Source organism: Streptomyces sp. MB09-02B (assembly GCF_033794485.1).
GTDB lineage: Bacteria > Actinomycetota > Actinomycetes > Streptomycetales > Streptomycetaceae > Streptomyces.
In genome coordinates this window covers 15413-29752 of the sequence record NZ_JARGEE010000062.1, presented here as the reverse complement: position 1 = coordinate 29752, position 14340 = coordinate 15413, and the positions used below count along the sequence as shown (strand labels likewise).

The 14340-nt window shown below is 70.0% G+C and carries 14 protein-coding genes; 4 read left to right on the top strand and 10 right to left on the bottom strand.

The annotated features are described in order from the left end of the window. Both P1P70_RS12110 and P1P70_RS12105 read right to left on the bottom strand, forming a co-directional pair. Window positions 1–405, bottom strand: a 405-nt coding sequence (locus P1P70_RS12110; RefSeq protein ID WP_319236826.1) for a DUF6083 domain-containing protein, incomplete at its 3' end; no start/stop codon positions are given. A 168-nt stretch (window positions 406–573) separates the two neighbouring features. Further along, window positions 574–837 (bottom strand): helix-turn-helix transcriptional regulator, encoded by a 264-nt coding sequence (locus P1P70_RS12105; protein ID WP_319236825.1) that lies wholly within the window; start codon window positions 835–837, stop codon window positions 574–576. A gap of 151 nt (window positions 838–988) precedes the next feature. Between P1P70_RS12105 and P1P70_RS12100 the strand changes: the two genes are divergently transcribed. Both P1P70_RS12100 and P1P70_RS12095 read left to right on the top strand, forming a co-directional pair. Beyond that, window positions 989–2083 carry a hypothetical protein gene (locus P1P70_RS12100; protein WP_319236824.1) on the top strand — a complete coding sequence of 365 codons (1095 nt, stop codon included), beginning with the start codon at window positions 989–991 and terminating at the stop codon, window positions 2081–2083. Between the two features lie 181 nt (window positions 2084–2264). Beyond that, window positions 2265–2918 (top strand): hypothetical protein, encoded by a 654-nt coding sequence (locus P1P70_RS12095; protein WP_319236823.1) that lies wholly within the window; start codon window positions 2265–2267, stop codon window positions 2916–2918. A gap of 238 nt (window positions 2919–3156) precedes the next feature. Here the strand turns inward: P1P70_RS12095 and P1P70_RS12090 are convergent, their stop codons facing one another. From P1P70_RS12090 to P1P70_RS12080, 3 genes are read right to left on the bottom strand one after another with little or no spacing between them, the layout of a single operon-like run. Beyond that, window positions 3157–3879: a helix-turn-helix domain containing protein gene (locus P1P70_RS12090; RefSeq protein WP_319236822.1), complete on the bottom strand. Its 723-nt coding sequence runs from the start codon at window positions 3877–3879 to the stop codon at window positions 3157–3159. Next, the gene (locus tag P1P70_RS12085) at window positions 3879–5999 is read right to left on the bottom strand and encodes a hypothetical protein (protein ID WP_319236821.1); all 2121 of its coding nucleotides are present in this window, start codon (window positions 5997–5999) and stop codon (window positions 3879–3881) included. The genes P1P70_RS12090 and P1P70_RS12085 overlap by 1 nt, the downstream gene beginning before the upstream one ends. Beyond that, complete coding sequence (locus tag P1P70_RS12080) at window positions 5999–6613, bottom strand: DNA-binding protein (protein ID WP_319236820.1); 615 nt, start codon at window positions 6611–6613, stop codon at window positions 5999–6001. Before P1P70_RS12080 ends, P1P70_RS12085 begins: the two co-directional genes overlap by 1 nt. A 445-nt stretch (window positions 6614–7058) precedes the next feature. Between P1P70_RS12080 and P1P70_RS12075 the strand changes: the two genes are divergently transcribed. Further along, window positions 7059–8180, top strand: coding sequence for a three-Cys-motif partner protein TcmP (locus P1P70_RS12075; RefSeq protein WP_319236819.1), 1122 nt, complete (start codon window positions 7059–7061; stop codon window positions 8178–8180). On the opposite strand, the gene P1P70_RS12070 is transcribed toward P1P70_RS12075, so the two are convergent. From P1P70_RS12070 to tpg, 4 genes are all read right to left on the bottom strand, one after another. Continuing rightward, window positions 8152–8907 carry a phage Gp37/Gp68 family protein gene (locus P1P70_RS12070; protein WP_319236818.1) on the bottom strand — a complete coding sequence of 252 codons (756 nt, stop codon included), beginning with the start codon at window positions 8905–8907 and terminating at the stop codon, window positions 8152–8154. The two genes, P1P70_RS12075 and P1P70_RS12070, sit on opposite strands and share 29 nt — an antisense overlap. A gap of 229 nt (window positions 8908–9136) precedes the next feature. Then, window positions 9137–9298 (bottom strand): hypothetical protein, encoded by a 162-nt coding sequence (locus tag P1P70_RS12065; protein ID WP_319236817.1) that lies wholly within the window; start codon window positions 9296–9298, stop codon window positions 9137–9139. A 569-nt stretch (window positions 9299–9867) separates the two neighbouring features. Then, on the bottom strand, window positions 9868–10161 hold the full coding sequence (locus tag P1P70_RS12060) for a hypothetical protein (protein WP_319236816.1): 294 nt from the start codon (window positions 10159–10161) through the stop codon (window positions 9868–9870). A gap of 299 nt (window positions 10162–10460) precedes the next feature. After that, window positions 10461–11045: a telomere-protecting terminal protein Tpg gene (tpg, locus tag P1P70_RS12055; RefSeq protein WP_319236815.1), complete on the bottom strand. Its 585-nt coding sequence runs from the start codon at window positions 11043–11045 to the stop codon at window positions 10461–10463. Window positions 11046–11105: 60 nt separating this feature from the next. Between tpg and P1P70_RS12050 the strand changes: the two genes are divergently transcribed. Next, window positions 11106–12167, top strand: a complete 1062-nt coding sequence (locus tag P1P70_RS12050; protein ID WP_319236814.1) for a TniQ family protein — start codon at window positions 11106–11108, stop codon at window positions 12165–12167. 42 nt (window positions 12168–12209) lie between these two features. Here the strand turns inward: P1P70_RS12050 and tap are convergent, their stop codons facing one another. Then, window positions 12210–14201 (bottom strand): telomere-associated protein Tap, encoded by a 1992-nt coding sequence (tap, locus tag P1P70_RS12045; RefSeq protein WP_413471458.1) that lies wholly within the window; start codon window positions 14199–14201, stop codon window positions 12210–12212. Between the last annotated feature and the right edge of the window lie 139 nt (window positions 14202–14340).

Genomic DNA, 14340 nt, shown 5'->3' with positions numbered 1-14340 from the left:
GGTGTCGATCAGGCGGCGGGAGCGGACGGCGAGGTGGCGGCGTACTGCCTCAAGGCGCGGGCTCGCGGGGCAGGTGGGGGTACGGGCCGGGCACACGACCGCGTGCGGGATGCGGCACCAGGCGCTGCTGTCGCCGTGCGGGTGGGCGATGCCGCTGCTCAGGTGCCAGCGGCAGGGGGCGGGAACGTGGGCGGTGGCCAGTTCGGCGGGGTGCAGGGCGATGGGCCGCTGGTCGGCGCGCGGGTAGATGTCCGTGCGGTGGCCGCAGCGATGGCAGTGGCTGGTGTGGCCAGTGCGCAGCAGGCGGCTGAGGCTGGTGGCGGCCACTCTCAGGGAGCGGGGGTGTCGGCTCTTGCACGGGCTGCCGTCCCAGTGGCGGCCCGCGGAGGAAGGGGTGGGGTGCATGGCGGGACCGTGCCAGGCAACACGCGGCGGTGGGTCATGTGTTGCGGGGTATGTCCCACGATCAGCCCAGCCGGCTCGAACACGTACGCCGATACACGGTCAGGTGTTCTGTGCCTGTTCGCCGGTTCGGGTGATTCGTGATGCGGCGTCCGCCGGGCGGCGCGGGGGTCAGGAGTTGGGCGTGCCGGGTGGGGTGTGGTCGTCGCAGAGGGTGCCCAGCAGGTGCTCGAGTGAGACGTCGAAGGTGTGGGCGAGGGTGTGCCAGGTGGTGAGGCTGCCGGTGGTGCGGCCGTGTTCGAGGTCGATGAGGGTGCGCCGTGCCAGGCCGCTGCGGTCGGCGAGTTCATCGAAGGTCCAGCCGCGCTCGCCCCGCAGGCGCGCGAGTTCGACGCGCAGCGCGGTGAGGTCGGGGTCGGGCGGCAAGATCGTCACCCCACCATCCGACGGTGCAGAACCCTGCCCTGTCAGTGCAGACTTCTGCACTATCTGCCGGTGACGGGAGTGACATTCGCGGTGCGGGGATCTGCTCTACCGTGCGTCCGGTCCCGGGGCCTTCAGCAGCCCGGGCACCGGTCATCGCCGCGTGGACGGACGGGAGGACGACCAGCCGATGAGGCTTGCCGGCGCGCATGGCACAGTGCGGCGTATCTGGACGGTGGAACTGCGTCCGCAGGCGGGCGGGCCAGGTCTCGTCTGCCCGCACTGCACCGCCCACACCCCCTCTCTCAAGGGTTCCTCCGCGCGTGCCGCCGCCCTGGCGCATCTGGCCTGCCATGCCCGCGCCGACACGCTGCCGGGCCATCTGCGCACCTGCCAGTGCCGGGAACGCGGCTGCTCCTGGCATCCGCGTCACCGCGGCTGCGGCGGGCCGGTGCTGCTCGCCCTCACCCGTGACCGCAGCGGCCGCACCTGGCGCCTGGCCGACACGTGCGCGGCCTGCGCGGCGGCGACCAGCCACACCGCTGTCGTGCCGGACACGCTGCTCGGTCCTCGCCGGCTTCGCCCGGACGCCTACCCGCCGGCTCCCGTGCGCGACAACCCCGGTGCCGGACGCGACGAGCGGGTGCGGGTACGGGAGATGCTCACATATCTGGCATCGGCAGTCCCCCGCTTCACTTCCCCCGCCGCCCGGCTGCTGGCCCTGCAGTGCGCCCTGCGCGCCGACGCCCGCGGCCAGGTCCGGCTCCCGGCAGGCCTGCTGCGCGGCATGCGCCTGCAGCGACGCCAGGAACTGTGGCAGGAACTGGCCCAGGCCCGGTGGCTGGAGATGCCGGTCCTGAAGCCGGCACCAGTGACGGTGTACCTACTCGATGCCACAGTCCTGGACCAGGCACCCGGCCGCAGCGCGCGCCGCCGCGCCGCCCACTGGGCGCTTCACTGCGTCCCCTTGGTCCCGCCTGCCGTCGCACCACCCGTGCTGCGGCTCACCGCCCTGGTGCTGGCGGCACACTGCTCCGGCCATGGCGGCCACGGCACCGACATGGACGTCCTCGCCCGGCTATGCGGTCATTCCCCTCACCAGACAGGAGAGCTCCTGGACCGGCTGGTGGCTCTGCGCACACTGGCAGCCTGGCACCGCGACCGGGAGACCGACCAGGTGGTCTGGCAACTGCCCTCGCCGCACACGCGTACTCGCCCCGCAGCCCGCGGACCCCGCCACCGGCTCGCTGAAGGCTGAGGTCAGTCCAAAGGCATGTTCGGGGAGAACAGACAGCTCCGGCTATCCGTACTATCTCTACGGCAGGGCACTGTGCACTGACTATTGCTGCCGTCCCGCAGCCACCGGCCGGGGACAGCACACATGTGTGCGGTAGGTCCTTCAACTCCGGCCACATAGCCGAGGAAAGGTTGTGCGCCCCATGCCCGAGGACGTTTCCGCTACCGAACTGACATCGCAGTACACCGCTCAAGTGAGTGCAGACCTCGAACGCAACGCCAAGGAGCAACAACGGATCGGCGCAGAAATCGCCGCGCTGCAGGAGCAGTTGGCAGCCCACCAGCGTGACCACGCGGTGCTGGTCAGCATCCAGCAGGCGATCGGCGCAGCACCGGCTGCCGCGGAGCCTGCGACCTTGTCGGACAGCACTACGGTGCCCGCCCCCCGCACGGCGAAGAAGACTGCCAAGTCCGGCACAGGCAAGCGGGCGCAGACGAAGAAGACCGCCTCCGCACCCAGTCGTGGCACGGCCGGGAAGCCGGCCGCCGAGAAGGACGCAGGCAAGGCGGCACCCGTGAAATCAGCGCAGCCGACGCTGGTCGAGCTGATCCGTGGCCATCTCGCCGAGCAGAGCGAGCCGCGCTCGGCGGCGGAGATCGCCGCAGCCCTCGGCGAGGCTCATCCTGACCGCAGCGTCAAGACGACCGTGGTGCGCACCACCCTCGAAGGGCTGGTGGCCAAAAGCCAGGCGCAGCGCAGCAAGCAGGGCAATTCCGTCTTCTACACCTCTTCTGCGGTGCCAGAGCAGGCGGCACCGCCGCAGGTCGAGGAGCAGCCCGCACCAGCCGGCGCGTGACACCGCTGCGACACGGCCGTGCCGGCCGCTGTGGCCCCTGGCAGGACACTGGGGCGATCTGCTGCGCGCTCCACAGCAGCAGGGTGGCCTCGTCATGGCGGGGCGTTCGAGGAGCGGCGTATCGGCGTGGGGATGGTGGGTGCGGATCGTCTCGGCGGTCACTGAGGCCACTGCAGAAGCGAATCGGCTGCGTGCTTGATCAGCTGTCTGCGTGCCAGGGGCTGGCTCGACATTGAGATCAGCGTGGACGCCAGGTGCGGACCTCCAGGTGGAGGATGTGAGCGTCCGGTTGGATACGGCCTGTTTCCACCAGCCACTCGCGTACAGCGGCGGTGACATCTCCGCTGGCGGCATCCACGCGCCGGGCGAAGTCGGTGGCGTCGAGGCCTCCGGTCTGGGCGGAACCGTAGGAGCGTTCTTCGGTGTGGTCAGCGCGCTGAATGACGTCGCGGCGGATACCTGGCGAGTCGGTGCGGCTGCCGGAGGGATGCAGGTAGCCGGTCTTGGCCAGGCGGACCGTGAAGGCCAGACGCAGGCCGCGGCGGGCGGCTTCGGCGATCAGGGGGCGCAGGCGGGCGGAGCCTGATGCGATCGCTTGGGCGCCGACGCGGCCGGTGCCGGATCCGGTGGGCGTGATGAGGACGGCTTTGCCGCGGACGCGGGCGCGGGCGCCGGAGGCGGTGGTGCGGCGGCGGGTGTGTCGGGCGGCGAGGGCTGCGAGTTCGGGCAGGTCGGTGATGCCGCCGGTCTCGACGGCGGCCAGAACCTGCCGGAGCGCGGGGACGAAGGCGGCGCCCTTGTTCTTGGTGTAGAACTGCGAGACCAGCGAGGGATCTCGGTCGAGGACGCGGGCGATGTCCCGTCTGGTGTAGCCAGCCGCCTGGAGCCGGTCGGCAAGGCGGGCTGCTTCGTTCAACTCGCCCTGGCGGCCTGGCTGGTTGCGGCGGGTGCGGGGCGGCATCAGGCCTCCCGTTCAGCAGTAAGGGCCGCGCGCCCGGTGTCCCGCAGCATGAGGAGTTCCTCTTCGGTGGTGGGGGCGGTGACGGGGCCAGTGAGGTGGCCGCGCAGGAGGTAGTCGCCGGGCTGGTGGTGGTAGGGCCAGCTCTGGGGCTGGGTGAGGTAGAGGGCGTCGGTGCGGAAGGCGACAACTGTGCCGGGCGCGGTGTGCAGGGCACCCGCATGGGTGTTGTCATCGCGGTGGCGCTGGGTGAGCAGGGCGGCGCGGGCGCCGGACCAGATCGCGGCGGCCCATTCGGGGTGGGCGTTGGGGTCCCGGCTGAAGCCGGTGGGTTTCTGCCAGGTGATCTGCTCGTCGTCGAAGCCGATGATTTCGGCGTCCGGCGGGATGTCGCGCTCAAGGGTGCGGGGGGTGGTTCCGGTGACCATGCGGGGGCGTTGGGCGAAGGCGCCGATGCCGTACAGGAGGATGGCGCGCACCGCGCGGGAGGCGAGGTGGGCGGCGCGGGCCTGCTGGGCGTCGCCCTGGAAGTGGGCCTGGGCGGACAGGTTGGTCCAGGTCTCTTTGAGTTTCTTGGCCCAGTCGTCCAGCGGTTTGCCGTCGTCCCACAGGATCCCGTCGAGGATCTCGATCTTCCACGGGGTGATGGGGTTGGTCAGGGCGGTGTGGATTTCGGGGCCGCCGGCCCAGGTGGTGAAGGTGGCGTTGGGCGCGGCCGGGTAGTGCCAGGCGCGGTCGCCCGGCGCGGGGGCGGGCAGGATGCCGACGTGGTTCCAGGTGTCGGGGACGGTGACCCGCACCTGCCAGTGGCCGCAGCCGTACAGGGCCCGGGTCTGCTCCTTCTCGCTCCAGGCGGCGAAGGTGGCGGCCGTGATCCGGCGGGGGGCGCCGACCGGGGACTTCCAGGTGTGTTTGGCGTAGGCGAAAGTGCGGTCGTACTCGACGAGTTGGGGCAGTTGTTCGGGGACGCGGGGCGGGAGGATGAGTTCGTTGCGTCCCTGGCCGGCGGTGGCATGCAGCAGGCCGCGCAGTTCCTCGGACAGGACGGGGAAGCCTTCGGCGTGCTGGCCGCGGGTGGGGATGGTGCGGGTCCACAGGTCGCGGCCGGTCTGCGATGGGGAGCCCATGATGACCGCATCGGGCCAGTGGCGGCGCAGTGCCTGCCACAGCAGTACGAACGCGTCCCGGACGGTGGCCGGGTCGTCGCCGCCGGTGTCGAACCACTCCCCCACCGAGCGGATTTCGACGTGGTGCTCGCCGTTGTCGCGCTGGTAGCGGCCGACGGGGTTGCGGGCGTGGACGAAGTGTCCGGCCATCCGGTCACGGCCGCGGCCGGTGTCGGTGCGCCAGCCCGGCGTGGGGGCGTTCAGCCAGGCCGCGACCGCATCCCGCAGGTAGGGGTAGCGGTCGGCGTCGCGGTGCCAGGGGTCACCGGCGGTGATGTAGATCCGCTCCGTGCCTTCAGGAAGGGTCTGGAAGACGGCGGTCAGGATGGCGGAGACGGAGGTGTCGGCCAGGTCGAGGCGGTGGGTCTGACTGCGGTGCACCAGCACGCCCGTGTCCGTGTCCAGGAAGACAGTGGAGCGGGCCTGCTGGGTGAAGTTCGGTGGCGTGGAGAGCAGGTTCGGGGTGTGCGTGAACCAGCTGTTGCCCGCTGCCCCGTCGGGGATCGACGGGAGGGCACGCGGCGCGTCTGGGGCTGCGGGTTTCGCGGAGGCAGGGTCCTCGGCAGGAGCGACCGGCGGCGAGGCGGCGACGGGCGGTGCTGGTGCGGTGGCGGTCATCGCGGGCGCCACCGCTCCCGACTGGACGGTGGGGTGGGACGGAGTTTTCGTGCCGTCGTTGACGGCGGCTGGGGCATCCAGCTCGAGGTGGGACGGGGTGGTCTCGGCTGTGGTGAGGCGGTCGGGGGCAAGGGCGGGGGCCAGGGTGACGATGTGGGCCAGGCTCAGTCCGGCCGCCGGGGCGATCCGTTCCGCCTTCGCCTTCTCGTACCCGGCCAGCCGTGTGATCTGCCGGTCCCGCTCGGCCTCCAGCTTCGCCAGGGAAGCCCGGGTCTTTTTGATCTCGTCCCGTACAGTGCGCAGTTCGGCGAGGGCTGCGGTGTAGCGCTGTGCGTCCATCAGGCTTCCTTGTCCGGACGGCGGGCGGCGGGTGCGGGGACGTAGGCGATCGCCCCGCCCGAGTGGGAGACAAGCCGGCTGCCCAGCAGCAGATCAGCGAGCACCCGGTCGGCCGGCGAGGAGGCGGTCACGTGATGGACGGGCGTGGCCAGGTCGGTGACGTAGCCCGCCAGCCGCGCGCGAGGGAAGGCATAGCGGCCCTGGGCGTTCTTCTCCCAGTCTTCCAGGCCGGTCAGCACGGCTACCACGTAGCCCGACAGGGTCACCGGCAGTACTCCACCGGCCGCCACGCTCTGCGCATCGCACCGCCACCAGCCGCGCAGCGCCTTGAGGAGGTCCTCGGGGGCGAGGGAGGCCGCGAAGCCGATCCAGTTCCGGTCCGGTTCCTGTACCTGCTTGGCCGCGTCGACCCGCAGGACGGCGATCTCTTGAGCGTCCAGCCGGTCCAGCGGGGCGTGCCGGCGCTGGCCGAGTGCCTGGACCACATGGAGCGGAACCATGACACGCACGCCACGGCGGGACAGGCCCGGCAGCAGTCCGGCGTGCACGAGACGGCGGAAGGTGGTGATGGCGCAGCCGAGTTCCTGGGCTGCCTGTCCGGTCGTCAGCAGCATTCCACCCACTCCCTCCATGCAAACTCTGATATCTGATTCGGCATGAAGATTAGCGGAGTCCTGAGGGGCCGTCAAAGGCCGCTGACCGGATACCGGCCCATCAACCCCAGGCCTCTACCTGCCGTGGGCTCCGTGACGGAAGCGGACGAGGCAGCCGGTCAGGTCATCACCACACACATGGGAGCGAAGAATCACCTGGGGGTAAGCGAATGGGGACGAGGAGGCCGACCCGTTGGCCTGGTTCCGCGAAGACTCACTGGGCGCCATTTTCCCGGGAGGGGGCCGATCCGTGGCCGACGCTACTCCGTCAGCTGGACGGCCCGCTCCCCCGGCGGCTGCTACGCGGTCTTTACGCTGAACGTCGTTGCGCACACCATCTGTTATCAGGGGATGCGACTGGCACGCGCCAGCCGCCGACCGTGGCGATCCTGAACAGGGGGCACGGATGGGCGTCTTGTGGAAGCTGGAGCCGGCGACCGCGGCCAAGCACCGGTTGTACCAGCGGTACCTGGATGCCTGGTGGCCGATCCTGCTGCAGACCTCCCAGAGCACCGGCTACTCCCGGCCCCGGGTCACGCTCCTGGACGCGTTCGCCGGCCCGGGCCGCTACGAGGACGGCGAGCCGGGCTCGCCGGTGTTCATACTGGACCGCCTGCTCGGCCATCACGCGGTCGACCGCATGCACCTCAGCCCCCGGCGGGTGCATTTGATATTCATCGAGAAGGACCGCGCGCGCCACGAGCACCTCGTGGCGGAACTCGTCTCCCGCTTCGGGCCGCTGAAGGATCTGCCGGTACGGGTGGAGGTCCGGCGCGGTGAAGCGGGCCGCGACAGCCTCGCAGTTCTCGACGAGCTCGGAGCCTGGGGCCACCCGATCCTGGGGATCTTCGACAGCTGGGGCAGTGTCAACGTACCGCTGCATGTGATGTCCCGCATCGCCCGCAACCGCTCCAGCGAAGTCATCACCACCTTCGGACCCAACTGGTTCAGCCGCCGCGAGGAGCTCAACGCCGACATCCTCGACACGGTCTTCGGCGGCCGCGGCTTCTGGACCGCGGCCGCCGACGAGCTGGGTCCCGACGAGAAGTGGCGCGTATGGCTGCGCACCTACCGTGACGCGCTGCGCCGGGCCGGCTTCGGCTACCAGCTGCAGTTCGAACTCGTCCCCCGCACCGGGCAGCCCCTCTACCTCGTCTTCGGCACCGGCAGCACCGCGGGCCTGAAGGCGATGAAGGACGCCATGTGGAAGGTCGACGGCCTCGACGGCGAGAGCTTTCGCGACCCCCGCACCCGAGGTGCCAAGGCAGACGGCCAGCTCGACCTGTTCCAGGCCGCGGGTCTGATCGACGACGAGCTGGCCGAACTGGTCGCCCAGCGCCTGGGCTACGGGGCCACCACCGTGGAGGCGATCGGCGAGTGGCTGCTGACGGAGACCGCCCGCTGGATGCCGAAGCACGCCTTGCAGGCGGCCCGGCAGATGCGGCAGGACGGCGTGATCGCCGTCCAGTCGCCGGGCAAGCTCACGACGAAGAGCCGGATCAGCCTGCAGGCACAGGTTCGGGCATAGGCATCTGGTCCCAGGTCCGGCCCTGAAGATGCCGGCCGGACGCCTTCGGGGTCCGGCCGCCCCACTGCTTGAAGAAGAAGGCCACATCGGCCTGCAGGCAGGCGTCCCGGATCCCCGTGACCCACTCCTGCTCCATCGGGCGGAAGCGGGGGCCGGACTCGCCGCCGGCGATCACCCAGTGAATGCCCGTCAGGTCCAGCCCGTCCAAAGGCCCGAGCAACGGCTCGCACGACAGGAACCGCACCGCGGCCGGAACCTGCCGCAGGTCGTCGACACGCGGCAGTTCCTTCGCGCTCTCCACGGACACCCCCATCCACAGGTTGGCCGGCCACGTAAGCCGGTCGGCGACCTGCCGCAAACGGCGTGCCCGCTTCGTGAGCACTTGATAGGTGTGCTGCGGGGTCTGCGCGATGACGTCGAAGACCTGCTCGACGTAGTCCAGCGGGACGCGGGCGTGGAAGAGGTCCGACATCGAGTTCACGAACACGGTGCGCGGCGCCTTCCAGCCCAGAGGTACCCGCAGCGCGTCCGGGTGCACGGTCAGGCCGAAGCCGGGGCCGGAGGTGCGGGGGTCGCCGTCGTTCTGGTACTTCGCCGACCCCATGGCCTTGAGCCGCTTCGCCAGCGTCAGGGCGTAGCAGTTGTCACATCCGTCCGAGACCCGGTCGCAGCCGGTCGTGGGATTCCACGTCGCCTCGGTCCACTCGATCGAACTGCGGTCACTCACCCGTCGGCTCCCCATCCCCTGCGATCACGGCCGCCCACAGGCCTGGTCGTACAGCCCGTGGCGTGTCCAACGAGCCATCAGACCGCCAGACATCGGCATCCAACCATCCGTCACCGCAGACCGTCACAGCTTCCTCTAAATAGAACACGTGTACCCTTTTCTGCGGTGGTGCGCGCGGCACGAACCAGCCATTCGCCTCCGGCGGCGCCACCCCTCTGCGGCGCAGCGGTCATGCCGTGTCGTCCGTGAGCACGCCCTGCTGAAGGAGCTGCTCGACGCTCGTCCCGCGCCGTCGGGCCATCTCGCGGAAGGCGTCCCGTTCCCGCTGCCAGTCCAACGCTCGGCCGACGGCGGATTGCCGGATGTAATCCTGCGTCGAGATACCCAGCACGGCCGCGTGCTCGCGGATGGCGGTCTACTCCTCAGTCGTCCACCGCATACGGTCCTCCCAGCTGGTGACATCGGTTCCATCAGTCCTCATCTTTTCCAGGCATTCGCCCGGCGGCAAAGAACGACAAAGCCGCGGCCGCCCCTGCGGACCGGGCCCAGCAGTTCGGAGACGGGGCTTGCGCAGCGCGCGGCACGAACGCCTGCCCGGCTGGCTGGGATGTGGTGGTTTGCGTGGATTCTCGCCACTGCCGTGCCATGGGTTCTGCTCTCGCCGTCTCATTGGGGTCGCGGCATGGCGGCTCGTCGGCTCAATTCATCGTGCGGACTCTGCATGATCGGCACGAGATGCCCGTCCCCGGTCTTCCTCCCTTGTTCCAGCCCGGCCGACCGTCCGCGGAGCTGAGCCGAAGCACGATAGGTGTCACCATCGCGATCCGCTGAGCTGCGGCTTCCGTCAGATGAAGCACCGTAGTTGTCACCGATACAGCGCGCTACCTGTCACCAACAGCGGGCGGAGCAGGGTTGATGTCACCGCCTCCAGCCGTCTGTGCCCCAACTGTCCTGGTCGCGTCAGGTGCATTCGTTCAATATGTACGGCAGCATCTCTGCGGCTTCAGCCTCGCTGTAGTCGTGCTCTCGGAGTTGCTCCAGCGCGCCAGCCATGTCGGCGTTTCCATCATCGTTATCCGCGTATGCACAGACGCGCTGTTGCTCTTGATGCGTGAGAGCCGCCCACCGGTGCTCCACGGCGTTGAGATCAGCCTTGCCGACTGACGGCGAAGTTGAGGGGGCCGCGCCCTCCTTCGAGGAACAGGAGACAAGGGCTGAGCAAAGAACTAACAGGACGGCGGCCAGGCGACGCATTGAGACTCCCTCCGAGGTACCTCGGAGGACTGTATCCAGTGCCAGCCCTGGACGGGCGGGCTGAGGCCGAGCAGCGTGCACCGCCGCCCCGCTTCGAGGTCTTAGGACGCACGCCGCCGCCCTACAGCCTCGCCCCAGCAGGCCACGCTACGAGAGCCTGACGGCCTCAGTGCGACAGGGCACCGTTGACCGACCGAAGCGCTTTGTCCGGCCGTCCTGGTGACAACAAGCTGCCTTGGTGACGACTATCGTGCTTCGGCTCAGGAGCCTGTCCGCGGGTGCGGGCGCCGCCTGCGCGGTCAGTAGTAGAACTCGAGGTAGTCGATGCGGTCGAGGGTCACAGTTTCTGCAGTGTGTGCAGGTCTGGTGCGGTGGAAGTAGCAGGCGCCCAGGGCGTCGCTGAGGATGCGGCGCAGCTCGTCCTCGGAGGCGTTGCGGTGTCGTGCGGTGAAGAGCCGTTCGATGTAGGGGGCCTGCAGGCTGAGAGTGAGGAAGCGCAGGCGGGGGTCGTCGCTGGATCCGGCTGCCGCGGTGAAGCCCAGCCAGGCTCGGAAACTGACCATCATCTGGCCGTTGTTGTGCAGGATGGCGGTGTGGGCACGTCGGCGGATGCGGGGCTGCCACAGGCGGATGATGTCCCGTTCCACGGCTTGCTGCACGGGGTCGCCCTCGGACGGCCGGCGCACCGTGCGGAGGATGTCGAGTTCGTGGGCCGGCACGTTGAGACGTGTGGCGAGTGCGCTCTGGTCGCCGCCCGCCTGCCGCAGCAGAAAGGCCAGGCGGGCCCGGGGCGAACGGGGCGGATTGCGGGTCCAGTGGCGTGCGTCGGCACGGTCGAGAGCCTCTTGGACGGTGGCGGCGCTCAGACGCACGGGCGGCGGCATGGGCGTGCTTCCTTTCGGCGGCGGTGAAATCTGTGTTGAAGGGGCTGGAAGGATCGGCGGATGCTGACAAGTGAGCCCATGGCCGCACTGCCGCGGCGGGTGGTGCCGATTCACGGCGAGACGCTCGCCTCGTATCTGTGGCGGCTGGCGGAGCGCAACGGAATGGCTTTCGAGGAGTTGGCCCGGCATATCGGCGGACCCCGCACGATCGGGCAGGCGGACCCCCAGGTTGAGGAGGTACAGCTGGGCCCGGTGGCGCAGCAGCGTCTTGCGCAGGTCAGCGGCCGCTCGGTGGGGCAGTTGGAGCGGGCGCTGCCGTCGTGGGCGGACAGCCGTATCAGCGCGCGGGCGCGTCGTCAGGTGCAGATCGAGGCGTGGCCGCTCGATCAGGCGCCGGTGCAGGCCTGCGCGTTGTGTGTGGCGGGGCACGGCGAGCAGCCGGTGTGGCGCGTCAGCGGTGAGCAGTGGGCGGTCTGCACACGGCACGGCCGGTGGACGGGGACGGCCGAGGGCCGTTTCCAGGTGGGGCTGTCGGAGCTGCCGGAGGTGGTGGACGCGCAGGTGCGCAGGGTGCGGCTTCAGCGCAGGACGGGGTTGTATGCGCGGGCGTTGATGGCGGATGCGCAGCAGGTGGCCGTCTACTGGTGGCAGTGCCGGCAGATGGGGGCGCGCGGGGTGTGGCGCAGGCGGCAGGACGTGTTGGGGGTCGACCGGTCGGCGTTGTGGGCGGTGCCGCTGTTGGTGTATCCGGAGGCCGTGATCGTGGCGGAGGCGATGGCGGTGCGGGAGCGGCAGCGCGCGATGGGGCGCAGCTTTGCCGGGGGCCCGGCAGGATGGACGACGGGGCGGTGGGTGGCGTGGGTCGGTGAACGCCTCGGCATGGCGGGGGAGATGGCCGAGGGCGGTCATCGGGCGCTGGAGGCGTGGCTGATGGCGCACCGCAACACGGTGCCGGTGGTCGAGCGGCTGGCGCGGCAGGAGGGGCGGGCGGTGGCGCGCAGTGTGCCGCTCGCGTTGATGGAGCCGCATCGGGTGATTCCCTCGAACGGGCCGTTGGAGCAGGCGTCGTGTCTTCCGTGGCGGCTCGGGTCGCCGATGACGAGCGTGCCGCTGTGGCAGTGAGCTTGCACGTGTGTCTCGCCCGGTGACAGAGGTGGCCGTTGCTCAGGCGGGGTCTTTGACGTAGCGGGCGGGGTTGATGCCCTGGGCGTACTGCTGCTGGTACCAGCTCATGGACTGGGTTCCTTCTTCCTTGGCCCAGCCGGGGTTGACGCCCAGGCGCAGGAGCCCGGGCGTGCCTTGCTGTTCGGGTCCTGGCGGGGCGACGTCGAGGGCGGTGGGCATATGGGCCGGATAGAGAGCGCAGTCGGCGAGGACGGCGAGCGGGTAGCGGTCTGTTTCTTCGGCCATCTTGCGCATTTTGCGGTGCAGGGTGACGCGGGCGCGGGAGACGACGGCGGCACGGATATCGGGACGCCAGGTGGGTTTGTCCAGGGCGGGCCAGCGTGTGTAGGGGGCGGTGATATCGCGTGGTCCTTCGCGGAGTTTGCCCAGTCCGCCTTTGGCGGTGGCTTTGATTGCCGCGAGCAGTCCGAGCAGGGCGGGGTCGGCCGTAGCGAGCCTCTGCATAGCGGCGAGGTAATCGGCCTGGGGGATTTTCTCGTGCACGCCGAGGTCGGCCATGGTGGCGAGGTAGGCGTTGCGGATCCGTTCGTACCAGGAGGTGAGGTAGGGGCCGTGATCATCGCGCAGGTAGGCCTCGATCGGCAGGACCTCGATTCCCAGTTCCTGGGCGTAATCCAGGGTGGGCGTGGTGTACCACGCCGGTCCGGTCGGGGCCTGTCCGGTGGCGGTGAAGGGTGAGGGCAGGCGCGGGTCCAGCGTGGCGTGGGTGAGGTCGCAGAACCACGCACCGGGGATCTTCTTGTCGAAGGTGGGCGCGAGGACGTGGCGGGGCGGGGAGTTGAGGCCGACAGGCAGGCCGGAGGAGGCTGCGGCGAAGGCGAGGTTGGTGTCGAGCCCGACGACGTGGGGGAATTCGGCGGTCTCCTGTTGGCTGGGCGGTCGGCTCCAGTCCCAGGCTTCCTCCTCCATGGCCTGCTCGGGCAGGCGGCCCCGGGCGAGCGGATGGGCGTCGGGGGCTTCCGGCGGCGCAGGTTCCAGGGCCGTGTGCAGGCCGCGGGGGTTGGGCTCGCCCCCGCCGCCTGGTGCGCGGCGTGGTCTGGTCGGCGGCCGCAGAGCGGTCATGAGTTCCTCGCCGCACACGGCGGTGGAGCCGTGGGGCGTCAGCAGCCGGTCGGTGTAGGTGCCCAGCAGGCGGGCGAGGTCGGCCGGCGGCAGCGGTGGAAGGTTCCAGCCGTCCTGGGACAGGGCTCCCCAGGCGGTGATGGCCACTTGGACGCAGGCACGCTTGTTGTTCGTGATGGGCCGAAAGATGCGGGGCCAGGGACCGAATCCGCGGCGGGTGAGGCTGAAGCCTGCCTGCTGGAGTTGGGCGATGACCGGATGGGAGTCGGCAAGACGCAGACGGGCGCGGTCGTCGAGGGCGGCGGGGATGTGCAGGGCTGCACTGGCCGTAGGTGTCAGGACGATGAGGGGGTCGCATTCGCTGTCGCGGCCTTGCTTGGACAGCTTGTCCCGGCGCAGGCCGCTGCGCAGCGTCCATTTCAGCAGAGAGACGAGGTCGCTGGTGTCCAGCGGCAGTTGGGAGCCGTTGGTGAAGTGGGCGGTCAGGGTGTCGTCGTGGTCGATGACGGCCAAGGGTCCGGTGGGCTTAGCAACGGCCTGAGAAGGTGCGGTCCGGCTGCGCGGTGTGGATGCCACGGGAGTGGTGGCGGGAAAGAGTGACGGCTGCTCGGCCTTCTTGCCGACTCTTGAGGGCGGTGTGGGAGTCGGCTCTTGAAGCGGCGGCGTGTCCAGGTGTTCTGGCCTCTGCAGGGTTTTCAGGCCCTGAAGGAGGCGCGCGTAGGCGGCGCGGCGTGCGGCGAGCGGTTCCTGGGCTCCGGTTTCCCAGGCTGCGATGTCTTCGGCCGGGCAGCCGAGTGCATCGGCTATCTGGTGAGTGGACAGACCGGCGGCTTTGCGCCGCCGTTCGCGTTCGCGGGGCGGGGGCAGGGGGATGCGCTGCGCCGAGAGGTCGGCGAGGAGCTCATCCACGCGCGCAAAGAGTTCGGCTTCGTCACCGTGGTCTGCTGACACGCGACGAATCTGTCAGGCTCGCGTGCCATGCCCGTCGGATTCTCGTCATCGCGGGGCGGCTGCGCGGGGAGCGGCTCGACGCCTGAGGCGTGACAGA

Excerpts from the sequence above, each read along its gene's own strand:
- P1P70_RS12095 (WP_319236823.1), top strand. The coding sequence starts at position 2,265 with ATGCCCGAGGACGTTTCCGCTACCGAACTGACATCGCAGTACACCGCT.
- P1P70_RS12090 (WP_319236822.1), bottom strand. The coding sequence starts at position 3,879 with ATGCCGCCCCGCACCCGCCGCAACCAGCCAGGCCGCCAGGGCGAGTTG.
- P1P70_RS12085 (WP_319236821.1), bottom strand. The coding sequence starts at position 5,999 with ATGGACGCACAGCGCTACACCGCAGCCCTCGCCGAACTGCGCACTGTA.
- P1P70_RS12080 (WP_319236820.1), bottom strand. The coding sequence starts at position 6,613 with ATGCTGCTGACGACCGGACAGGCAGCCCAGGAACTCGGCTGCGCCATC.
- P1P70_RS12075 (WP_319236819.1), top strand. The coding sequence starts at position 7,059 with ATGGGCGTCTTGTGGAAGCTGGAGCCGGCGACCGCGGCCAAGCACCGG.
- P1P70_RS12060 (WP_319236816.1), bottom strand. The coding sequence starts at position 10,161 with ATGCGTCGCCTGGCCGCCGTCCTGTTAGTTCTTTGCTCAGCCCTTGTC.
- tpg (WP_319236815.1), bottom strand. The coding sequence starts at position 11,045 with ATGCCGCCGCCCGTGCGTCTGAGCGCCGCCACCGTCCAAGAGGCTCTC.
- P1P70_RS12050 (WP_319236814.1), top strand. The coding sequence starts at position 11,106 with ATGCTGACAAGTGAGCCCATGGCCGCACTGCCGCGGCGGGTGGTGCCG.